At 37.6% G+C, this 24,535-nt stretch carries 18 protein-coding genes; all 18 read right to left on the reverse strand.

What is annotated here, in order from left to right; translation table 11 throughout:
• Window positions 1-27 precede the first annotated feature (27 nt).
• Window positions 28-912 carry a carbohydrate ABC transporter permease gene (locus tag QFZ31_RS17120; RefSeq protein WP_307304900.1) on the reverse strand — a complete coding sequence of 295 codons (885 nt, stop codon included), beginning with the start codon at window positions 910-912 and terminating at the stop codon, window positions 28-30.
• Window positions 913-933: 21 nt separating this feature from the next.
• Window positions 934-1,863 carry an ABC transporter permease gene (locus QFZ31_RS17125; RefSeq protein ID WP_307311622.1) on the reverse strand — a complete coding sequence of 310 codons (930 nt, stop codon included), beginning with the start codon at window positions 1,861-1,863 and terminating at the stop codon, window positions 934-936.
• 129 nt (window positions 1,864-1,992) lie between these two features.
• Window positions 1,993-3,648, reverse strand: coding sequence for an extracellular solute-binding protein (locus QFZ31_RS17130; protein WP_307304902.1), 1,656 nt, complete (start codon window positions 3,646-3,648; stop codon window positions 1,993-1,995).
• Between the two features lie 109 nt (window positions 3,649-3,757).
• Window positions 3,758-4,861, reverse strand: coding sequence for a response regulator (locus tag QFZ31_RS17135; protein ID WP_307304904.1), 1,104 nt, complete (start codon window positions 4,859-4,861; stop codon window positions 3,758-3,760).
• A 3-nt stretch (window positions 4,862-4,864) separates the two neighbouring features.
• A complete protein-coding gene (locus tag QFZ31_RS17140; RefSeq protein WP_307304907.1) occupies window positions 4,865-6,475 on the reverse strand; it encodes a sensor histidine kinase in 1,611 nt (536 codons plus the stop codon).
• A gap of 213 nt (window positions 6,476-6,688) precedes the next feature.
• Window positions 6,689-8,014, reverse strand: a complete 1,326-nt coding sequence (locus QFZ31_RS17145) for a glycoside hydrolase family 125 protein (protein ID WP_307304910.1) — start codon at window positions 8,012-8,014, stop codon at window positions 6,689-6,691.
• A 232-nt stretch (window positions 8,015-8,246) separates the two neighbouring features.
• The gene (locus QFZ31_RS17150) at window positions 8,247-9,125 is read right to left on the reverse strand and encodes a sugar phosphate isomerase/epimerase family protein (RefSeq protein ID WP_307304913.1); all 879 of its coding nucleotides are present in this window, start codon (window positions 9,123-9,125) and stop codon (window positions 8,247-8,249) included.
• A gap of 4 nt (window positions 9,126-9,129) precedes the next feature.
• Window positions 9,130-10,002 carry a sugar phosphate isomerase/epimerase family protein gene (locus tag QFZ31_RS17155; RefSeq protein WP_307304916.1) on the reverse strand — a complete coding sequence of 291 codons (873 nt, stop codon included), beginning with the start codon at window positions 10,000-10,002 and terminating at the stop codon, window positions 9,130-9,132.
• A 4-nt stretch (window positions 10,003-10,006) separates the two neighbouring features.
• A complete protein-coding gene (locus QFZ31_RS17160; RefSeq protein ID WP_307304919.1) occupies window positions 10,007-13,099 on the reverse strand; it encodes a beta-galactosidase in 3,093 nt (1,030 codons plus the stop codon).
• 18 nt (window positions 13,100-13,117) lie between these two features.
• Window positions 13,118-14,143 (reverse strand): family 20 glycosylhydrolase, encoded by a 1,026-nt coding sequence (locus QFZ31_RS17165; protein ID WP_307304922.1) that lies wholly within the window; start codon window positions 14,141-14,143, stop codon window positions 13,118-13,120.
• A gap of 205 nt (window positions 14,144-14,348) precedes the next feature.
• Window positions 14,349-15,929, reverse strand: a complete 1,581-nt coding sequence (locus QFZ31_RS17170) for an extracellular solute-binding protein (RefSeq protein ID WP_307304925.1) — start codon at window positions 15,927-15,929, stop codon at window positions 14,349-14,351.
• Between the two features lie 98 nt (window positions 15,930-16,027).
• Window positions 16,028-16,939: a carbohydrate ABC transporter permease gene (locus tag QFZ31_RS17175; protein ID WP_307304928.1), complete on the reverse strand. Its 912-nt coding sequence runs from the start codon at window positions 16,937-16,939 to the stop codon at window positions 16,028-16,030.
• 12 nt (window positions 16,940-16,951) lie between these two features.
• A complete protein-coding gene (locus tag QFZ31_RS17180) occupies window positions 16,952-17,884 on the reverse strand; it encodes an ABC transporter permease (protein ID WP_307311625.1) in 933 nt (310 codons plus the stop codon).
• A gap of 291 nt (window positions 17,885-18,175) precedes the next feature.
• Window positions 18,176-20,455: an AraC family transcriptional regulator gene (locus tag QFZ31_RS17185; protein WP_307304931.1), complete on the reverse strand. Its 2,280-nt coding sequence runs from the start codon at window positions 20,453-20,455 to the stop codon at window positions 18,176-18,178.
• A gap of 220 nt (window positions 20,456-20,675) precedes the next feature.
• A complete protein-coding gene (locus QFZ31_RS17190) occupies window positions 20,676-21,755 on the reverse strand; it encodes a Gfo/Idh/MocA family protein (protein WP_307304935.1) in 1,080 nt (359 codons plus the stop codon).
• A gap of 122 nt (window positions 21,756-21,877) precedes the next feature.
• Window positions 21,878-22,480, reverse strand: coding sequence for a YesL family protein (locus QFZ31_RS17195; protein ID WP_307311628.1), 603 nt, complete (start codon window positions 22,478-22,480; stop codon window positions 21,878-21,880).
• Window positions 22,481-22,502: 22 nt separating this feature from the next.
• Window positions 22,503-23,291, reverse strand: a complete 789-nt coding sequence (locus QFZ31_RS17200) for an endonuclease/exonuclease/phosphatase family protein (protein WP_307304938.1) — start codon at window positions 23,289-23,291, stop codon at window positions 22,503-22,505.
• Between the two features lie 15 nt (window positions 23,292-23,306).
• Window positions 23,307-24,533, reverse strand: coding sequence for an MFS transporter (locus QFZ31_RS17205; protein ID WP_307304941.1), 1,227 nt, complete (start codon window positions 24,531-24,533; stop codon window positions 23,307-23,309).
• Window positions 24,534-24,535: the final 2 nt, after the last annotated feature.

Here is a 24,535-nt window from a genome sequence, read left to right on the forward strand (position 1 = left end):
TTACAATCTTATTATCATTGAAAAGGTTTATTCTTTTACACTGCCAATCGTAATACCTTTAATGAAATACTTTTGTAAAAATGGATAAACAAGCAGTACCGGCAATATTCCCATGAAAATCTGTGCGGTCCTTAACGTTTTTGACCCCATTTCTTGAAGTTTGCTTAAATCCTCGACAGATATCGCTTGTACATTAATGGATGTAATTAATGTAGATAGATAGGATTGCAAAGGATAATTTTCCGGCGAATTCATATATAAGATACCATCAAACCAGGAATTCCAGTGACCAACAACTATAAATAATAATATTGTTGCAATAGCGGGCAAAGAGATAGGCAAATAAATCTTAAATAACAACGTCCAGTGACCTGCCCCATCGATAATAGCGGCTTCATCTAAATCTTTGGGAATGTTTCGAAAGAAGTTTAATAACATGACCATATAAAAAACATTCAGTGCTCCAGGCAGGATCAATGCCCAAATTGTATCAAGTAATCCTGTTTCTTTAACTACCATATATGTAGGTATTAATCCCCCGCCAAAAAACATGGTAATCGCGAAAAACCATACATAGATAGTCCTGAAGCGAAACTCCTTATTTTTTCGTGATAAGGGATATGCAGTGATGATCACCAAGAACAGATTAATGATTGTCCCTAGTACAACTCTTTTAACTGTAATCCATAGCGAAATAAAAAAGTCGGAATTTTCAGCCAAAAATTGATAAGAGGCAGTTGTAAAATCTACCGGGAGAAAAAAAACCTCCCCAGCAACTGCTGCACTATTCGAACTTAACGAAACTGCTAATAAATGAACAAAAGGAAGGACGCCTAACAATGTAACAAAGATTAAAAAACACATATTTGTAACATCAAATATTTTCTGTCCGCGAGTCTTCTTATAAAACACAAAATCACCCCAATTCTATAATCAAAAAATTCGATAATCTGTAAATTTATAAGCTAAATAATATGACAATCCAACCAAACCTAGAGATATTACTGATTTAAAAAGTCCAATTGCCGCTGCTGCCGAATACTGTTGATCAAATAATCCAAGTCTGTAGACAAATGTATCGATTACATCCGCACCTTGATAAACCGTTGGATTATATAATATGAGTATTTGGTCAAAACCGGCATTTAATATTCCACCAATACTTAATGTCGTTAATAAAATGATCATTGGCAACATCCCGGGAAGAGTTATATGAATCGTTTGCTTCCATCTATTAGCGCCATCTACTTCAGCTGCTTCATACAAGCTTGGATTAATTCCTACAATGGCTGCCAAGAAAATAATCATATTATAGCCCATCCCTTTCCATACATCAGAACCAATGATAATAGATCTAAACCACCCATTACTTCCCATGAACATAATTGGATCAATATGGAAGAACCCAAGTATTGAATTTATTGGACCATTTAAGGAAAATAACTCAAATATTACTCCCCCCAAAACAGCCCATGATAAAAAATAGGGAAGAAAAACACTAGTCTGAATAACTCGGGAAAATAATACCTTTCTTACCTCGTTCAATAATAATGCTAACACCAGAGGTACAATAAGACCCAATATCACCTTCCAGACGGATATGAGAAAAGTATTATAAAGGATTTGTCCAAAATCAGGCAGATTAAATATATACTTAAAATTATCCAATCCTACCCATGATGACTTCGAAAAACCTAAATAAGGCTGAAAATCCTGAAATGCCATTACGATTCCAACCATAGGGCCATAAGAATAAATTAACGTTAAAATAACTGCAGGAATGAGCATTATATGCATTGGTATTTCTTTAATAAATTGTTCTTTAAATGAAAGTTTTCTTTCCAATGAGCTGTTTGCCTTCATTCTTTGCAAAATGTTAATAGTTTGTTTATGATCAGATAGTTTTTTTTCCATTGTTTCACCCGCTTTCTCTTTATAAATTGAATAAAGGGGAAAGAATCCCCCTTTATTCAATTTGAAATTATATTCTCTTTAGTTATGTTCTTTGTACCATTCATTAACTTCATCAGTAATTTTTTTACCGCCTAATGCATTCCAACTCTTTACAAATTCATCAAACTTTTCTACCGGCTCAGACCCCATAATCATTTTGATATAGGTTTCGTCCCTCATTTTTGCCAAGGAACCACCTTTTGAAATCATCGTTTCAGTTGGACTGCCGGAAAATTCATTAACAACTACATTTCCCTTTTCGCGAATTCTCTCGACAGTTCCCCAACCACCATCTTTTGAGACTCGACTAAAATACATTCCCCATTTTGATTGGTCACCGTCGAGATAATTATTTGCCACTTCAAACAGGTTTATGGATGTTGGATGAGTAGAGTCAATTTTTTCAGCCTTATTATCTAAAGCCTGATTAACTTCCTGATATGCTTGTTTAAAATCATCCGGCTTATAAATTCGTGGTTGATACCAATTATATACATATCCATTTTCCGCTTTAATTTCTTCACTATATTTTGGTTTCTGCAACTCCTGATAGAAATTAATCATCTTGATAGCGGCTTCAGGATGTTCAAATCCTTTCCTCACAACTATTACCTGACCTAGTCTTAATGAAGGGATAAGAGATTTTGTTTGTTCACCTTTATATGTTGGAAGTTCAACTGGAACCCAATCCGTGTTTGGATTTTGTTCTTTTGTTATATTAAGAGGCCAATTTGGATACCACCATTCACCAAATGAAATCCCAACCTTACCGGCAACGATATCCTCTACAACCTTGTCAGTATCTTTTAATGCAAATTCTTTATCTATTATTCCTGATTTATACCAAGAATTCATTAATTGTAAGGTTTCTTTAGTCTCAGGTTGGGTTTCACCAGGAACTAATTTACCATCTTTCCCTTTGACCCAAGCATCGGGATATGCCCCCATCGTATAGAAGAGTCCTCTTGTATCGAATCCCCATGAAATTAATTCCTTATTGAATGCAACCCCATAAGTATCCTTTTTCCCATTTCCATCTGGATCTTTATCGACAAACGCTTGTGCCACCTTTTGTAAATCTTCCAGACTCTCCGGGACGCTTAAATTTAATTTATTTAACCAATCTTTCCTTATCCAAAGAAACTGCGTGGACATATACGGATCCTCAAAGCTTGGTATCCCTAAAATTTTCCCATCCTGCTTGAATAGATCTAAGGTTTTTCCTCCGTCAAATTCCATAAAACTCTTAATCTCATCAGAGGCATAATCATTGTATGAATCTGTTAAGTCACTTAAAATCCCCTGTTTCTTGAACTTCTCGAATTGTGTCATGTCAATCGCCATAATATCGGGTAAATCACCAGATGCAACGGCTAGGGAAAATTTCTGTTCGAACTGTTCGTTCGCTACTGTCCAGTCATATTTTACATCGATATTAAGCATTTCTTTTAGTTTTTTAACATATCCGTTTGTTTGCGGTGTAACACCCTTCTTGGTTTTAGAATCTTCAGGTTTTCCATACCCAAGTACCTCAGTAACTGTGATAGGGCTCTTGTATTTCCCTAACGGATCTTTATCCCCAGAAACAGGCTCTTTTTTATGATCTTCGGAACTAGTTTCTTTGCTGCAGGCAGCCAATGTGGTTCCGATAACCATTAAGAGCACTAAGAAAACGAGAGAAAACTTATTCTTCACTTTTATCTCCACCCTTATTTTCATTTTTTGAAAAATTCTATCTATTAATATTATAAATCCGGGTGGTAAACGCTTACAATAATACGGTATTTACTTGCTTATATTTTGTTTACTTTTTCCTCGATTGTTCCCTATAATCTTGAGGAGATATATTAACATTTTTTTTGAAAAATAGTGTGAAATAAGAGGGGGAATTAAAACCTAGCTTACTTGCAATGGTTTGGATATAAATTTCAGTTTCACCTAAATAATATTTTGCTTTGTCTAGCTTTAACTGATTGATAAAATCAGAGATATTAATTCCTGTCTGCTCTTTATAAAATCTTGATAGATAGGAGGGATTTAAGTATACAGATTTTGCTATAGATGTTAGGGATAAATCTCCTGATATGTTTTCTTTAATATATTCATTTACACTAAAAATTAAATTATGATTCTTTTCCTTCCTTAAGATCAATTGATAATCACATATCCTTGTTAAAAGAAATATTACATCCTCTTTAGAGGTAATCATAACTGGGAAGCTATCCATTATTCGATGAACAAAGTTTTCAAAATTACTTAACATATATTGATAGAAACTATGTTTGCGAAAATATCCTATTAAAAGAAGCGAGATTGAATAAAGAAACTCAGTTCTTACGATATTTGTAGTTTTATTACAGTCATATAATTCTTTAAATAATTCATTCATTATCTCCATGCATTTACTATAGTTACCTTCAGAAATAGCACTTTCTAAAATAGGCAATTCCTTCTTCCAAAAATGTTGTATGGGATACTCTATTTCATCTTTTAACTGACTGTCACTTAATTCAATTAAATTATGGAACATTCTTTCTTCTTGTATTCTTCTTATTGATTTTCGAACAGCATTAATTAACACTTCATCATCTTCAGTTTTCAATACATAACTATCAATGTTTCTTTTCATCGCATTATAAACATAATCAAAATTATCGTATCCTGACAGAAAGATAATGCGGCATTGAGGCCAAAGAGATTGTAACTCATCAATGAATTGTAAGCCGCTTTTTTCAGGCATTCTCATATCGGTGATCACGATATCAATCTTTATTTGTTTTGCAATCCTAATGGCTTCACTAACGGAATATGCCGGATAAATATCTAACTCTTCGTTAATTTCAGAAAATAATTGCATTAAACCATTCACAATAATCGGTTCATCATCTAAGATAAGCAGTCGATACATTTTTTAACCTTCTTTGTTTATTATTCTCATTAAAATCTTTAAGCCTCCCAAACTGCTTCTGCTGGCAAATAAACCACTTTCATTCCCGTATCTTAATTTCAAACGAGAGCATACATTAAAAATACCTGTTTTTTCGTTTTCCTCATCAGGTTTTGATAATCTCTGTTGAAGGTGATGTAATTCTTTATCAGTTAGTTGATTACCATTGTCCTCTATTGTAATCATTAACTCATTTTCTACATAGTTTACTTCAATCTTAAGTACACCCAAATTAATGTTCTCAAAAGCATGTTCAAATGCATTTTCGAGTATGGGCTGTAAAATGAGACGCGGAACTAAAATATATTTTGTTTCACTTTCTAATTCGGGTGCAAAAAATTGAATTCTGTTTGAAAATCTGATCTCTTGAATGGTGCAATAGTCAATTGCATGTTTATATTCATTTTCTAACTCTATGTAATCATTTCCGTTTTTCGTAATAAACTGATAGTAACTGGCCAACTTCTGGGATAGGACAGTTACCTGATGAAGATCTTTCATCTTACTCAAACGATAAATACTATAAAAACCATTATATAAGAAGTGAGGATTAATTTGTGACTGAAGTTGTTTTAACTCTGAGTTCTGAATTTCTATTTTTTGTTGATAATTTTCTTTAATCGATTGATCTAATCGGTAAGTCATCTCTTGGAAACTATTATATAGATAAGAAAATTCAGCATCATACTCTATATCATTCAATTGGTTTTTACTATTTTCTTGATAGTTTTTAAATAGTTGTACAAGTTTATGAAGTGGTTTGTGCAACATTCTATTTACAGACCATGAGAATAAAATAACAATGACAAAGGAGAATAAAGTTAGCATCAAAAATCCCAAGCTCAATATAGACAATACTCCGGACAATTCTTTCTTATTAATGTACGTATATAAAGTCATACCTAAAAATTTTATTTTATACTCAGTAACCAGGTATTGATTATGGTTAATCCTAGCAACGAAAGAACTGGGATCTTCATGAGCAACATTAATCATTTTCCTCTTTTGAATAACAGCCGCATTCCGGAGAATTCCGTTCATGATAGATTGATCCGTTTTATACTCTTTAATAATAGAGTTCGATTCATCATCAACTAAAAATACACCCGCATCTTTTTTTCCATCAATAATGGGAACAATTTTTTCTATTAATTTATCCTCTGATAACTGAATATAGGAAATGACATTCTCACTCTTATCCATTGCAATTAAAAATATTTTATGATTGATTTGATACAGCGGTCTAGGTGCACTTTTATCTATTTTCTTACTAATTTCATCCCATTCATTACTTTTGTCTTGCTGAAAATTATTAACAGTTATTGCATGGTTGTATGATTCAATGAAAATTCCATTATTCACAACCAATTCACTAGAATTATTAATCATATACAGTTCTTCTTTTATGCTATTGTTTAAGGCAACCTCTTCGTACCCGTTAACCAATTCTCCCAAAAATTTCAGTTTTTCCACATCGGAATCTGAAAAAAGTTGTAACTGGCGTGTTCTCAAAAATAAAATATGTTCACTCAATAAATCCCCATAGAAACTAACTTTTGATACAACATTGTTCAAATAATGATCTTCAATACTCCTTTTTCCATAATTCAGTAGAATTAAGTTAGTTAAATAAAGAAAAACTATCATAATTGAAAATACGATTATCATTTTTTGATAAACCAATAATTTATTAAAGGCAGATACAACTTTTTTAATTGGAATCACCTGCTTTTTTTTTAGAATAACATACCGGGCAAAAACTGCCCGGTATTTATCGCTACACTATTTTTAATCTGCTTTATGTTTCATTAAATTGTCATAAAGCGGGCTTCCTTTAACGGCTTTTCCTGTAAGACTTAACACAAACTCGCTAAACATCGTGTTGGACCATGCAAACCAATCCCTAGTAAATTCTTCAGGGCAATCGGCATTAAAGCCTTCATGCATAAAATTTGTGCCGCCGTCTGTATTTTTAAAATACGACACTATCTTTTGCTTTTGTGCTTCATCGGTAGTTGTCATACCTTGAATCGCCAGGGCAATATGCCAAATATAATGATCAGGGGTATGCGGACTGCCGATCCCCTTCGCATATTTCCCTTCGTAATAGTAAGGATTATCCCTGCTTAAAAGGAAAGAACGAGTATTTAAATACGTCGAATCATCAAATGGAAGATATCCTAAATATGGCGCCGCAAGGAGGCTCGGTACATTGGCATCATCCATTAAATTGATCCGCCCTTCACCATCGGTTTCATACACATACATGTCACCGTAAATCGGGTGGTCAAACCTGGCATATTGTTCAATCCCCTTTTGAATCTCGTCACGAAGCTTTAAGCATTCCTCTTTTAATGAAGCATGGTGAAGAACTTCCTTACACATTTCCGCTGCATATCCTAAAATAACAACCGCAAACATATTAGCCGGAACAAGGTATCCATAGGTACAGGCATCATCACTTGGACGGAAAGCGCTCCAGGTCATCCCAGTTGGAACAACACGACCGCCTTTTCCATCGCGGATTAATGTATCGGACTGACGGCAATCGGCACGCTCAAACCGGTAGGAAGAAAGATTTTCATGATCCTGCTCTGTCCGCCAAACCTGGATAATCGTTTCAATGACATGTTGGAACGTTTCATCCAGATGCGTGGTACGTCCTGTCGATTTCCAGAATAAATAGGCTAACTGAACGGGATAGCACAGGGAGTCAATCTCGTATTTCCGTTCCCAAATATGTGGTGACATTTTTGTATGATCGGTTTGATATCCTCTGCCATTTGCTGTTTCATTAAAGGCGTTGGCATAAGGATCGTGTAAGATAAAAGCAAATTGCTGGCGAATCACCCCTTCCAGCAAATCAGCGATTTCTTTATCCTCTTCAGCTGCAAGTAAATAAGGTCTTACTTGTGCTGCGGAATCTCGTAACCACATCGCTGGAATGTCTCCGGTAACCACGAATGTTTTTCCATCTTCTTGTTTTTTCATCGTTGTTTCGTACGTATTAACAAAGCACTTTTCGAACATGAGCTGCAGTTTTTCATCATGAGGAAAAAATTCCTTTACATGATTAATAAGCTTGATTAAAGATTGCGGGATCGTAACGGTCATTTTTTTCGCTCCTATCATTATTTTTGAAAACCAAGTGTGATAATTTCGTGAAGTTTAACTTCATATACATCCTTTGATTCATTTGTTATTCTTCAAAAAAAATAACCAAGTCTAAAGTAACTTGGCTACTTTTTGTTAAATATTTCTTCTTTATTTAAAGGCTCTTTTCTCTAATGTTGTTGCTTTTGAAAGTAAATACGATTGATTGAGCATTATTTTCATTGAGAATAGCCTATTTAAATGTTCGAAGAAAGCGAATGGCCTCACGAATATCATGAACAGGATTTGTCCCTACTTCTCTTTCAATGGTTAAGTAACCTTGATAACCAATCTCTTCTAGAGCTGCAAAATAGCTTGGGAAGTCAACCTTTCCTTCACCTAACGGCAGCTCACGGAAATATTCCCCTTCGGTTACCATCTTGGCAATTTGTTCATGATCCACTCCGCCGCCATATCCCAGCGCCCCATAAACATCACGTGGGTCTACCGATTTATATCTGACCCCATCCTTCACATGGGTATGGACGATATAATCCTTAAGCAGCTTAACACCTTCAACTGGATCATCTCCCGTTACCATGACCATATTCGCTGGGTCAAAATTGACAGAAACACCATTGGTGCTAAGGGTATCCAAGAACGGCTTCAGCCTTAAGGAAGTTTCCGGGCCAGTTTCAATCGCAAAATAAGCATCTAAACTTTTGGCATATACCCCTAATTCTTCACACGCCTTTTGCATCGACTCATACACATGAGTGGCAGGATCTTCAGGGATAATCCCAATATGGGTCGTAACAATATTCGTTCCTAATTCAACGGCCAAATCTAGGATTCTTTTTGATTTCTCAATTTTTTGCGGATTCATTTCCTGATCCTGAAATCCATGTCCCCCGAGATCTCCGCAAAGAGCAGATATCTCTAACCCTAATGAAGAGATGTAATCTTTTAAATCCTTCCTCGCAGCAGAAGTTAAATTTTCAGGAGCCATCTCACCATCAACAGCATAAATTTGGACACCGTCAGCTCCCAGCTCTTTAGCTGTCTTTAAACCTTCACGAAGTGGAAGCCTTAAACTGTCCACAATAATCCCGATTTTATTTGACAACTTCATAAATCTACACCTCATCCCAGATTCTTTTTACATTTTCCATCCCAATCTTCGTACCAACCTGACAATCTTCCATTCCCTCAAATTCAACGGTTAGATAGCCATCATATCCAGATCCCTTGACGAGCTTCATAATTTCACGGACATTTAAATCGCCATGTCCAACAATAGCGCCGCGCAAATAATTGCCATTAACCGTGCGGAACCATTCCCCGCCGCCAGGATTCTCATAATAAGGACGAATATAAAAGTCTTTAAAATGGACGGTGGCTGCATATTTAATATTTTTCTTTACGCCAACAAGCGGATCTTCATCGGCACAAAGGAAATTCCCAACATCCACTGAACTTTTGAAATTTGCGCGGTTTACGGCATGGATCACCCGCTGCACCCGGTCGCTTGATTGCACATTGAATCCATGGTTTTCAATCGTAGTCGTGATGCCAAATTGGGCAGCATAGTCTGCAAGCAATTGACTGCCACGCACCATTTGATCAAAATGCTTTTCAAAATGATGGATCGTCATTTCTTCTGGTTCAAGACGAAACGCAGTAACATCATGGCGCATGATTTTGATTCCCATCCGATCTACGATGTCTACATGCTGCTTAAGGCGCTCCACTTCCGCTTCAAACGCTTCCTCAGTTGGCTGAATGAAATTAGCCGGCAGAGAATAGGCAGACAGTTCAATGCCAACTGCTTTTGCTTTTTCCCTGATTTGATCGGCTAATTCTGGCTGATCAACAACCGTAAAGCCATAAGGCACAAGCTCAATGTGCTCACCACCGTTATCAGCTACCCATTGTACAACACCTAAAATATCCAGTTTCCCAGCATTAATATCCTTCAAAAGACTATAAGAACTAATTCCTACTTTCATGTTACTACGCTCCTTTAATTTGCATATTTTTAATCTTCATTTCATCTTCCCGATACGTACCAACAATTTCTCCCGTCTTGGCAGTAGCGAATAAAACACTTCTTTCGGGTTCTATTAAAAATTCATACGTCTGGTCTGTTTCAGGGTCGGTAATCTTCACATTCGTAGTAACTCCAAACTCAGAAACAAAGATAAACAGGTTCCCATTCTCAAATTCTAGTTTCCGGCCATAAACACCTGGAAAGTCCCCTTCATGCCAGATTAAATGTTCCTTAACACCAGCACGATTTAAGCTATATTGATATAAACATTTAATCGATTCATTCCGTTCATTCATTTCAACAGGAAGCGGGGACCAAATAATTTTCCCCTTGCCATAGTCATATTCCTTCACTTCTAAAATTCCCGTTTCGGGGATTTCCTTAGCCACTTCCGCAATCCGCTTATCACCAAATGAGAAAGGCAGGGTCATGTTATCAACCACCAGCAGTTCTTCGCGCAGGACATTGACAAGTTTGGTCGGACCCGCTATTTCTTTCATCCGATTGGTTTCGTTCCAGTATTCATCAAGACTTATAGGTCCAGTAAAAAGCAGCGTAACATCGTGCGTTTTCACAAAGTCTAGTAGTTCCGCTAAAGCCTCTGATTGAAAATTGTGTGGACTTGGAACCATGATCACCTTTGGAGGTTCACAAGCTAAGCTCGATAAATCATACTCACTTAACGCCCTGAATGGCTGGTTAAGCTCATAGGCTAGTATCCTCGTTAATTTCGTTGTTGCATCAAAGGCAAGCCTGCGATTAGAAAAATCATTGGAATAGGGGAAAATGACAACAATATCTTCAAGCTTCCGGTTTTCAAATAAATGCCCAACTTCCTTGATAAAGCGGCCAAAATTATAAGAAACATTGGCTTCCGGCTTTTCAGTCCCGTCGGCACGGAGCGCTCCAATATTCGATTCATTAATATTGTTCATAAAATAATTGGTATTCCAAAGCCATTGAACCGCACCCGCACCGCCAGATGCAAAGGAATAGGCATACTTTCTTTCCAGAATATTGCGGAGCTCTTCCTCCGACCGTTTCGCCTGATTATTTGGTTTTTCTACATACATGATTCCGGTTTCTTGAATCAAATTTGGTTTATCAACGGTCTTTGCAAAAATTCCATCCCAGAGTAAATGGTCCATCGCCCACCAAGTATGGTTCGAGGTATAGTCAACAGCTTCGCCATAAAAGAATGGTGAAGGACGCTGGCCCATTAATGCTTCATCCTGTCCCACGGTGATTAACTGATCGGCTGCTAATTTTCTAATCGTACCCGAAAGCTTGTGAATCCAATCATTATGCTTATCCATCGTATATAACGTGTAATCTAACCATTTCAACCCCCGTTTGCCGGCTGCCATATCCTGAATATGGGTATTAATTTCTCGAATCGTTGGCGGCCTTACATGATCAAAGGATGGAAGCTCATTCGGTGTTAGATTCCAGCGCTCTTGAAGCTTGGCAATATCACCATGTCTTTTCTTGATCCACTCTTGATATTCACTTACGTCATAGCTGTCTTGAAGCGTCCTAGGACCAGAAAAAGTTTGTTTCGGATCAAATAGCGATGGTTCGTTAATAAGGTCCCAATGAACATTCGTCGTGGTCCGATGTCTCGCAACAATTGATGTAATAAACCGTTTCTGCGCCTCGACACTTCTTGGATCAAGATATGGGTTTTTCCCTTCCCATTCTTCCGGTGTAAACGAGAAAAAGTTAAACGTTAATTCGATGTCATATTGCTTCGCAGTAAGTATAAAGGCGTCGATGGCTCTTAGTATACTCTCGTCCATATGGCCATCCACAAACATCATGTTGCGCCACGCCGTCCAAATTCCTGTCCTCACATAATTGATTCCAGCTGCTTTCATCGCGGAAAAATCTTTATTCCAAACACTTGGATTAGGGAGAAACAGAAAATACCTGGCAACATCTGACGTCATGTATGTCATGCCAACAACCGGTAATGGCTGATTATTTTTCAAGAAGTAGTCTCTTCCGCAGACAAGCGGCTGCCCGCCTTCAAGCAGCGCTTGATCCCTAAACCAAAATCCTTGGAGAAGGACCCGTTCTTCTCCAACATCACTGGTTAACCGGCAGGTAAGCTCATAAAAACCAGGCTCAAATTCCTTCTTATCTAAATAGATTTTCTGGATATGAAGCTCTTTTGTAATATCAGCCTTTAAGCAATGTTTTTCAAGGATGTTCCCTTCCTTTGTAAGGGTAAGTTCTAGCCCCCAATTTTCTTGCTCTTTCCGTAAGGACTGTGCCTGAAAAGTAATCATAGGGACCTCATGATACTCATATGAAGCATAGTTGGTTTTCAGCCATAGCTCTGTCACACCACTTGCAACAAAATCTGCTAACTTCTGTAAAAAGCGACATCCCTTATCATTCCAAAACTCACTCGTTAGTGACTGGTTGATAAAAATCCACCTTCCACCGGTAAAATTACCCTTATAGTTTTCGATTAATACCGATGGTGCGGCAACCTCCCGCCCGCTCTCTGATATTCCCTTCAGTAACGGGTATATTCTTGCATCCATCGGACCGCATGATCCCATTTCGTGTTCAATCGAAGAGGACTTCGTTGGATGTAGAATAAAATTAGCAGTATCCAAAACGGTAAATAGTTCCGCATAATCTTTAAAAATCGGAAATTCATTGGAATGAATCAATTTTTCAATCGGTTTTCTATCAACCTTTAATACTTCATGGATAGTAAGCTCCGCATGGTATGCCGTTTGCTCCCGCTCGGGGACCCATTGGCCATTGACTAGATTACATGGTTTTCTAAAAGGAGCTCCTCCTATCCCGACAAACCCTTTCCCCTCTTTTAAATAAGCAGTAATGGAACCCCATGCGCTTTTTGGAAAATAGGAACCATGTAAATGAATGAGGCATTCTATTTCACGATCAAGAGCATTGGTTAATTCATCAGCCTGTACGATCTCGGCTTGCTCTTGTAATTTCTTCAGTAATTCTTTCGTTGGCCTTTGACCCTCATAAGGGAAGGTCTCATCATAAAAAATAACCACTTTAGAGTTCAAGCTAAAGGACCTCCACTTTTATAGTTTACTAGTAATGAGATCGAGCGTACGATAAAGCTCATCTAACTCATCCAGTTCACCATCTCTAGTAATTTGGGTAGAATTCATACTGATTAATTTTTCAAAGCTTTGTTGATCCCAGCCATTCCAGGATGTAACAGCCATTCCAAGCATTCGTTCCGGGTTAGCTGTTTGACTTGCCTGTTGCTCGCTCGCTTCAAGAAAATCAAGAGCTGCTTCTGTTTTATACCAGCATGACGGAATCACCGAGAAGCCCTTTTCTAAGAAAATACCAATCGAGGGATAGGAATCTAGCTTATCGTAATGCCAATCCATCAACACAATATCAGTCGGAATAGCTGAAAGCGCTCGATGGGTGCCGAACGTATCACCTTCCCATTGGTTATAACCGGTTGCCTCGCTGTCATTGAAGCGATCCGCCCACATAAATAGCTGAACACCACGTTCTTTAACCAAATAGCCGTGCAGGTCATTGACCGCCTTTGCAAAAAGCTCTGCCCGATCCTTCCCCTTACAGCGTGGACAATGATCATCGGCAATCGCATACACCTCATCCATGCCGATATGAAAGGCGTCCGCTTCAAAAGCATCAATGATCTCGCCAAGTAATTCAAAAGCAAGTTTATTTACCTCAGGGTGTAACGGGCACCAGCTTCTGCAGAAAAACTCAGGCCATTTTGCATCTAATGGGACATGGGGAGTTTCATCAAGTTCAGGATAAGCTTTTAAAAGTGTATTCTGTGCCCCTCCCCAGCCTTGGTGACCGAGGCATTGAAATAATGGAATAACACGAATCCCATGTTGTTTGCAAACGCTAGCAATTTCTCGCGCGTCTTGTTTGGTCAGTGTTCCTCCAGTAACCTCTGGATGTTTCTCAAATACGAACGACGTATTACACTCGATAATTAAATGATTAATTCCCTTTGGTGCCAAGACCTTTTCAATAAACTGTTTGAATGGTTCTACAAGTTCATGTGATCCAAAACGCAGATGAAACGCTTTTACAGGTTCAGTTTTCTTCACTCGTTCTTACACCCCTTTTGGTTAATTTAGTTCAAGCTTACTTCCTCCCTCGTCCCACCGTAAATATGTGAAATTTGTCAGCGTTGTCACAAGCACTTTTGCCAGCCATATAGCCGTTTATCATGATGTGTATCTTTTGCATTCTATGTAGTTTCTTACAAAAAAGAAGGAAAGAGACAATTTAGTCTTTTTCCTTCTTCTGCTTTTACTTATTCCAGCGATCATAGGCATCTTGATAAATGTTAACCAATTTATCAACACCCATATCATTCATTGTTTTAATATATTTATCCCAATTGGACAAAGGCTCGGCACCCGTGATAAATTTCGCTTCCATTTGTTCAATGTAAGTATCCAAATCAGCACGGATTCGTCCTACTTCCTCTTGTTCTTCAGGTGTTAAATAAACAAGTGGATATGGAACCTTTGCATATGGCTTAATTTTTGCATCTGTTTCGGCATTGATGAACTTCGTAAACTCTGTTTCAGGGAAGCCTTCAATTTTATGTCGTAATGCCGGAACATTGATACCAAAGTCTGGTGTCGTCATTCCACGGTAGTCTTCAATCGTCTTCCCCTCGATTGGTGATTCAAGCAACTTTCTCGTACCGCTGGCTTCATCTGCCCAATCCCAAACATCGCCTGCTTTACCAATATTCAAAAGTTCATTCCCTTCTTTTGAATAGAGATAATCAACCCAGCGAATCGCTGCTTCTGGATTAGCTGTTTTATTTGTAATGGCAAATTGTCCGCGGTAAATACCTGGGCTTAATGGTGCCACGGCTTTATCAGTGATAGAACTAGAGACTGGCTGATACATAGGGTCATCAAGTGCCTCTTCTTCCTTATCTCCAGTGGTGAAATAAGAGAACCAGTCCTGGAACATTCCAAGTTGATTGGCTTGTCCTTTTGCTTTCTTCTGTTCATTGGATTGTGAGAAAGTTTCTGGATCCATTAATTTTTCATCATAAAGCTTATTCATAAATGCAAGGTAATCTTTATAGCCAGCTTCTGCCGGTGTATACACGACCTTACCATCAATTTCTTCAATTCCCCAGTTCGTGAACCCAAAAGCACCTAACAGCCACTGACGAGAATCATCTAAAGCAACTGACGAGAATGGAATTTCATCGGCTTTTCCATTACCATTCGGATCCTCTGTTTGAAATCGTTTGAACAAGTTATACAACTCATCTGTTGTTTTAGGTAATTCCTTCACACCTAAAGCATTTAGCCATTTACCGTTATACCATAATGGACCCATATACCAAACGGCATTCTTGTCCACCATTGGCAATGCATAAATATGACCATCAACCGTTGTCACTGATTTTTTTACATCAGGGTTTTCTTCAAACATCTTTTGGATATTGGGAGCATATTTTTCAATTAAATCCTCTAACGGAATTAATACACCCTCTTTTCCATACTTAACTTCCTGCTCGGCTGTTAAAGCTGCCCCAAAAAGAACATCTGGAATTTCGCCGCTGGCAAAGGCAAGATTTAATTTTGTTTGAAAATCACTGTTTGGCGGTGTTGTAAATTCATAATGTACATTCGTCATTTTTTCCATTTCTTTAAAGAAGGCCATATCCTTCCACTTTGCTTGACCAATATCCGGTCCCATCATGGACATCGTTATTTTTTTATCAACGATCGGATAACCTTCTTTGTTTATTTCTACTTTGTTTTCGGCATTCTCTTTAGAATTAGATTTAGAAGTACACGCAGCCAGCATTGATAAAACTAAAACAAATGATAGCATAATAAGAAAAGCTTTTCTCATTTTCCCTCGACCCCTTTCGTTTATGAAAAATTTCTATTTTATCCATCAGCTAACTTAATCTTCACAAACCACCTCCTCAAAGTCTAGATGAAATATTTTCAGCCCTTTACGGATCCAATCATGACCCCTTTAACAAAATAACGTTGTAAAAATGGATACACGATAATAATGGGTAATGTAGAAACAATCATGACACCATATTTGATAATTTGTGCCAGTTCTTCCTTTGAATTCTGCGCTTCAGCCACCGAACCTGAAATGGCTCCACCAGCCATATCGGATGTCATCGACTGGAGCACAAGGATTTCTCGCAGGACTAATTGAAGTGGGTATAGTTCTTTACTGGAAAGATAGATCATCGCATTGAAATACCCATTCCAATGTCCGACCCCATAAAATAAGGCCATAACTGCGATAATCGGCGTAGATAAAGGTAAAATCACTTTCACAAATAATTTCATATTCGTACAGCCATCTATCTCTGCTGCTTCTTCTAGTTCCTTCGGAATGGTTACTTGGAAAAAGACGCGGGCAACAATTAAATTCCAAACCGCGACAGCATTAGGTAAAACCATCGCCCAAATGGTATCGATTAATCCAAGACTTTTAATTAATAGATATGAAGGAACTAATCCCCCGCCAAAAAACATCGTAAAGACGAAAATCCCCATAAAAATATTTCTTCCGACTAAATCCTTTCGGGATAATGCGTAAGCTGCTGGCAGAGTAAACAATAAATTGATAGAAGTGCCAAGCACAGTATAAAAAATCGTATTTAAGTAACCCTTCCAAATGAGATCATTTTGAAAAATAAGCTCGTACCCTTCTAACGTAAACCCTTTAGGAAATAACCACATTTCACCCGAGTTAACAGCAGAGGGATCACTGACCGATGCGCTGATAATATAAATCAAGGGGTACAAGACAATGACCATTGCCAGCAGTAAAAAAGTATAGTTGAAGACTTTGAAGATTTTATCGGTTTTTGTTTCGTTTATTGCTGAATTCATTGACTTTCCTCCTTACCATAGACTCGTTTCACTTTTCTTTTTCGCAATTTGATTAACAACGACTAATAGAATCGCACTGATCACAGAATTAAATAATCCCACTGCTGCAGCAAAACTGTACTGGGCATCCAGCAGCCCTGCTTTATAAACAAAGGTCGCAATGACATTCGAAGAATCCATATTGAGCGGATTTTGCAGCAATAAGATTTTTTCAAAACTAACAGATAGAATGCTGCCAACATTTAAGATTAATAAGATAATCATCGTCGGAACAAGTGAAGGGATATTAATATGCCAAATTCTCTGCAATCGGCTCGCACCATCCACAATCGCTGCTTCATGCTGCTGCTGATCGACTCCTGCTAGGGCTGCGAGATAAATAATCGTTCCCCAGCCAGTTCCCTGCCAAACACCTGAAAATACATAAACCGATTTAAACCAAGCAGGATCACTCATGAATGGGATTGGTTCAAAACCGAGCGCAACAATCAAATGGTTTATGACACCTGTCGCAGGTGACAAAAAGGCGATAATCATCCCTGCCATAACGACGACGGAAATAAAATGGGGCGCATAGGTAATGGTTTGTACACTACGTTTAAACAGTCCATCCTTTGCTTCATTTATCGCAAGGGCTAAGATGATAGGCAGTGGAAATCCGACTAACAACTCATAGGTGCTTATTCCCAGTGTGTTTTTTATTAGATCCCAAAAGTAATAGGATTCAAAAAAATGTGTAAAGTGTTTAAAACCGACCCATTCACTTCCCCATATTCCGTTAGAAGGAACAAAATCTTTAAAGGCAATTTGAACCCCATACATTGGAATGTAATGGAAGATAATAAAGTAGGCCAATGTTGGCAGCAGGAACAGGTACAACTCCCAATTTCGTAAGATCTTCTTTACTTTTTTCTTTCTTACATTCTTTTTTGCATCTAACAGCAGGGTACTATTTGAGCTTATCTCTACGTTTAATAGCCCTTGATTCTGATTCGCTGTGACTTTGCTATCATGCACTCACATCTCCTCCTCTTATTTTTCTGTATAGTATTAAACTACATGAGAGAAAGCGATTTAATAAATATGTCTTTTTTGTTTATCGTTGTAAAAACAAGGAGAAGATAGGGTTGATAACGCTTTCAACATTCATTCCCTCCGACAAGTATGTCTTTTTTGTCCTGCTATGTGAGTCTTTACTAGAATAAAAAAATAGAGGAAGGCTGTAATAGCCATCCTCTAAAGGGCTGTATCGTTTTCCATATTGGCTTGTATATGACTTCGTTCAGGTGCATAAAGCAGTCGATATTTGCCCGGTGTAACTCCTTCTGCTTTTTTAAATTTCCTCGTAAAATTAGCTACATCCATATATCCCGCTGCGATGACGATTTCTTTAATCGTTTCATCTGTGTCTGTTAGTTTCCTTTTTACTTCCTCGATACGTAAATGCCAGACATATTGGGTAAAGTTTACTCCTGTTTGTTCTTTTATAAAACGGCTTAAGTAGGAAGTAGACAGTTTAAATTTTTGAGCGATACTTTCTAGACTCAGATCATATTTAGCATAATTTTCGTGGATATAAGCTAAAATTTCATTACAAAGCTGACTGTTGCTTCTTTCATTTTTCCTGCTTACTTCATGACAAATATCGATAATCAGTGGATGCAGATGTTTTTCTAATTCACCGATAGAGTTGAAATCGACAACTTTATTCATGTCATAGTTTTTTTCACCCAATCCCATTTCCACAGCCACTTTTAAAACGGTATTAATGATATCAAAACAAATACACTTGACCATCTGGACGGAAAGATCTTTATTGATTACAACTTCAAAAATATGTTTTAGTGTCTCGATGGCGACAATCTGATCTCCTTGTTTTAAGCTTTGAACAAATTTTATATGCTCATCTTTTGGATAGCCGATCGTCTTTTCAGATTGATTGCTGATGTCTTCAAAATACGTAATGCATGTGCGTTCATTCATAAACCGATACTCTAATGCGGCTAAAGCCTCGATAAACGAGCGGTTAATTTTACTTTTTTCCGAAACACAAGTCCCTGCAGAAATAATCGGATTAACGTCTAATCGCTCCTGGATTAGCTGTCTCAACTCCTCAACAACCTTTTTAGCTTCTCCTGGATACGGATCCTCAAGGCTGACGATTAAGGCAATGCAGTCTTTATAACCTATTTCCACCCCATAGGAGATTGTCTTATTGAAGGTTATGACCGAAAGAGTGCGGATCATCTCCTCTCTTTTTTGCAGCATTTCATTTTTTAATGAGACAACCGCCACAAAAAATTGATGCTTTTTCATTGGCAGATTGATAGATTCTAGTAATTTATTTATCTCTCCCTCATCAACTAAACTGCCATTTAACATCCTCATTAAATATTGATCTCTTACAATTGGAGCTTGGATATCAACCTTTTCACTTAAACTTTCATGATCCTTAAACACTCTTGCCATTGTCACTTTTATCCGATCAAGCTCATTAAATTCCTCAGTATTTGTTACACGCTTATCGTTCTTATTAAGAAAATCTAAAAGATTGTGGATTGGCAGGTATTGTTTTCTTCCCAATAGAATCGAAACTCCGATACCCGAGAGGAGAATGGAAATAATGATCATCATTAAAAACCTTTGTAAATTAACTACCTTGCCCAAAAACTGATCCGTTGGCATAACGGTGACAAATGTCCATCCACTTACATTAGACTTTACTGAGACAACGGAGTACTCTCTGCTTTGCAATTGAATACTTGATACACCGTTTTTGATTTCAGCGAGTTTCTTAATGTCGTTATGATCAAACTCGTTATCATTGATACGGGATGTAAAGACATGGTTATTCTGATCAAATATGTAGGCGTTTCCTTGAAAATCACCAAGAGCATCCTTAATCAAACTCGTTACCGCAGATTCTTCGATCAAATACATCACAGTGCCGTATGGAGTGACAGTGTTTCGTGTAATCGGATACAAATAGGTGATCAATCGATCCTCTTTATTATTATTGACTCTCATAGATGCAGCAGGATAAACGACTGGCAGATTACTTTCTAATTGTTCCTTCATTTTTTTGTCTGATTGATCAAAATGATACATTTTTTTAAAAGTATCTAGTGAATACGCCCCGTTTGCAGAGTAAATATTACGATCTCCGCGATAATAAAGAAATAATTCCTTAATAATGGAACTGTTTGCCTTATATTTATTGAGCTCTTCTATCGCTTCTTTTCCATAAAAACCATCATTAACCATGTAGGGCGTTAAACGATAATCATAGGAAATCTGTAATGCAAGCTTTTCTAATTCCTCCATCCGTTCATCGGTCATATTTTTCACTTGGTTTAGCTTGTCAATATTTGATTGTTCAATACCTTCTCTTAAGCTGACAACGGAATTTTTATAGATAATAATCCCCATAATCACTAACGGAATGAAAAACATAAGCATATACGACAGGATGTATTTGTACAATAATCTCGATTGTATCCTTCGTAAACCAAACAAATAGATGACCCCCCTTACACAAACTATGTTGAACAAAAGTTGATAGGAATATCTTAATACGAAACGGTAACGCTTACAAAGAATCTTACATATATTTTTAACAATATGAAATAATTGAAATAATGTCAATTCTCTGGAACAAATAAAAATAGACTGTTCCTATGGTTTTTCCCATAAGAACAGCCTATTCCTATATAAAATAAAAATTTCCTATTTTCGTTTAAATGGTCACATTGGATTGTTCAAAGGAAATTTCCTTACCTGTTTCACTTGATTCATAGATACCGCATAATATTTTCATCAATTCCACACCGTCTTCCACTGGGCTGATGGTTTTTTCTTCACCCTGGCAGCACGTAACGAAATGGTTTATTTCATTTTGAAAAGCATTGTTGAAATCAAACGACAGAGAATCAATTTGCGGTTGTGCATTTAATATCGTATTATTTTTTTCTGTGACAATCACAAGCTCAGGTTCAATCTCTGCCCCGCCCTTATCGCCAAAAATCTTAACATATGTTTCATCCTTCTTAACGTGAAGGGTAAAGCTGACATCGATCATTAACGAAGCTCCATTTTCAAAACGAATTAGGGCATTTGCAAGGTCTTCTACTTTATTAATGCTAGGATCATAATCCGCTGCTTGATAGAAAGAAAGGTTTTTAATATTCGCCCGATTTCCAAGCTTTGAATAGGTATTTCCACTAATGGATTTCACTTTTGGTTTCCCCATTAGATACCAGCATAAATCAATGATATGAACACCGATATCGATAAGAGGCCCCCCGCCCGATCTTTCCTTATCAGCAAACCAGCCGCCAGGGTTTCCTAAACGCCTCAAAATCGAGGCTTTTGCATAATAAATTTCTCCAAGATCACCAGAATCAATAAAAGATTTCAAAACGTTTGTATTGGTGCCAAATCGGCGGACAAAGCCTACCTGAAGCACTTTTCCGCTTCTTTTTACGGCTTCTTCAACCCTTAGCGCTTCTTCCACTGTTTTACATAATGGTTTTTCAACCAAAACATGCTTGCCTGCATTCAAAGCAGCAATGGCAATTTCTGCATGGGAATTATTCCATGTACAAATACTCACAGCATCAATTTGAGGGTCCTTCAACAAGTCTTCATAGTTCGTATACGTCGCTTCCGCATGATATTTATTCTTCTTTTCTTCCGCCCTCTGCTCATTAAGATCACAAACGGCAAAGATTTCGACCTTTTCATTATTAGCATAAGACTGAAAGTGTAAATCTGAAATCGAACCGGCCCCGATTACACCAATTTTTAATTTACCCATAATTTCCATCCTCCATTTCATTCGTACATATTTCAGTTTGTTGATATGTCATTTTTTACTTCGTTATGTTTTTTATTACCATTTAGTGATTTTTACCTAGTTTCTACTATTTATATAGATTGTTATTTCCCTTCCATGCTCTCCAAAGTCTTAAAGACTTTATTTCCAATCCACATAATTGGATAAGCCAGCATTGGACCAGCGAAAAAAACCATTAGAAAAGGAAAAACAGACACGATTACCACTATCATCATAAAGATCACGGAAATAAGCAAACTTTGAAGCGGTCTAATAAAAGTCATGAAAAAGGATTGTTTAAGATAAGATAATGATTTCATTTCAAAATGAACAAATGTAGGGAAAAAGAAAAGCACCGTCAATCCATATAAAAAACAGAGAAAGAGTAAAACCAGATGGACAAAAAAATTCCCTAAATATTTTTGAGAAATATATAAATCTACGGATAGAAAGATACCGATTCCTAGAATGACAAGACCAGCAATATTCGATTTTACGAAACTGCCTTTATATGTCTCGATAAAATGGCTGACTAAACTGATATCCGCTTCACCTCGTAACCATTTTCGCATAACTGAAAATAGCGAAACGGTAGCAGGAAATAGGCCAAAAATGATCCCTCCCAGCAAAGTAAACCCTATCCACATAAGATTTAACAGCATAATCCTATATAACCATGCCCCTTTTTCATTAAATTGTTCCCACACCCAATTCAAGACTAACCCTCCACTATTTCATGTATAAATTTGCGACGACGGGGTAATGGTCACTTGGAAAACAACCATTTGAATGATCCGCTATAATTCCAACTGACTCAACGACCATGTTACCTCGAACGAAAATCCAATCAATACGCTCTTTGCCGCCATGTGGATCGTGAAAATCATTGAACGTTCCTAACTCTTCGTTAAACCGCAAATTTGTCAAATTCCATGTATCCGATAATGCCCCTTTTTTTAATAAGACTTCATACGTTTTCGAGTTGATATCCTCGTTAAAATCACCTGTTAGGACAATAGGTAGGTTGGTATCAAATATGCCTATTTTTTCGATAATTAATTTTGCGCTTCTCACCCTGGAATCGGGCGACTCATGGTCAAAATGTGTATTCATATGATAGAATTGTTGATTTGTTTGCACATCAACAAATCGTGCCCAGGTCACCATCCGGGTGACGTTATTCCCCCAAGAAGTGGAAGCGATGACGTCTGGAGTTTCGGAAAGCCAGAAATGATCGTACTCCAAAATTTTAAAGCGGTCCTTTTTGAAAAAAATTGCTGCGTACTCGCCTTTACTTCCCCCGTCTCTACCTAGACCAACCCAGTCATATTCTGGCAGCATAGTTAACATGTCACACACTTGACCATACAGACATTCCTGTGTCCCTATTAAATCCGGAGATTCACGCTGAATTAATTCTTTTATCATTCCTTTACGTTCTTCCCACGAATGGGGTGGTACTGCCGTTGCATATTTAACATTATAAGTCATCATTCGAAGCTGATTATTTCCAGTCATATTTACCTCCTTTTATTATTGACCTTTCATTAGACCGATCATCCTTGCTTCCTTCTTAAAAATAATGATCCAATAAACGGCAAGAGGGACGATGATGAAACTAGTTAACCAATAAAGTGATTGAATTCCAAAGACATCAATCATAACAAAGCCTAATAAGGGCCCTAAAGCAGCACCAATATCAGAAAATAGTGTATAAAAAGTAATGACCGTAACTTGTAAAGGACCTGCCGCGAGTTCGGCAGCAATTGAATCACTCATCGTTATTAATACGGTGGTTGTCAGTTGAAATAATATTAACATTCCGATAAATAGAGCCATCGGCAATTTTAAAGGAAGAAGGCTCAAGCAAAAAGCCGCCACTAGTAAAGCCATAATTAAAATAGGGAGTCTCCCCCATTTTTGATCAGAGATTCTACCAAGATAAGGTGCTAGGAAAGGATCCCAGCCTGATCGTAAAGCTTGAACGATGCCGGTAATGGAGCCCGCTCCAATGGATAAACCTAGGAAGATCAAATTATGATTCATTTGTAATTCTATTAATTTACTTAAAGTAGAAGCGAAAACTCCATAAATGATAAAAGCAGTCATTAACCCCGTTACAAAAGCAGATACAATGCGTTTATTTTTCCAAATTGTGAAATCCTTCTTGTACTTCATTTGGGGGGTAGTTTCCTGCTCTTTCGTGTTCATGATAAACCGGAAAATAAATGGAATACTGCTGGCAGCAAGGATGGAGAAAAGAGTAGTAACCGTTTGGATCCCAATCAGTTCTGCAAGTAATCCGCCGAACAGCATGCCAAATAAGGTTCCAAGGCCCCATAGCCCGTTATATAAGCCAACAGACTGACCTCTCGTTTCTCGATTGCTGGAAGAAAGAATCGTTAAATAACCGCCGATACGGAAAAAGGACCATGCGATTCCCCATAGACATCTGGCAATTAAGAGCAGCCAAAAACCTTTTACCATACCATACGAGAATGTGGAGGCAGCAGCTAATACAACGGCTGCCATGATTCCAGACCGTTTCCCAATCCGTCTGTAACACCAACCCACAAGCGAGTTGATCGGGATCCTGATGATTCGATTAGCCGCTAATAACACTCCAACCTGCCAGAGCGATGTCAGTCCAAAAAACTTCCAATATAATGGGAGTACAATAAATAGCATTTCGTTTCCCAGCAAACAAACAGCGGTGACAATGGCAATGACAATAATTGGCTTTCTCGAAGGATTACTCACAT

Origin of the sequence: Neobacillus niacini (assembly GCF_030817595.1) — a bacterium.
Lineage (GTDB): Bacteria > Bacillota > Bacilli > Bacillales > Cytobacillaceae > Neobacillus > Neobacillus niacini_G.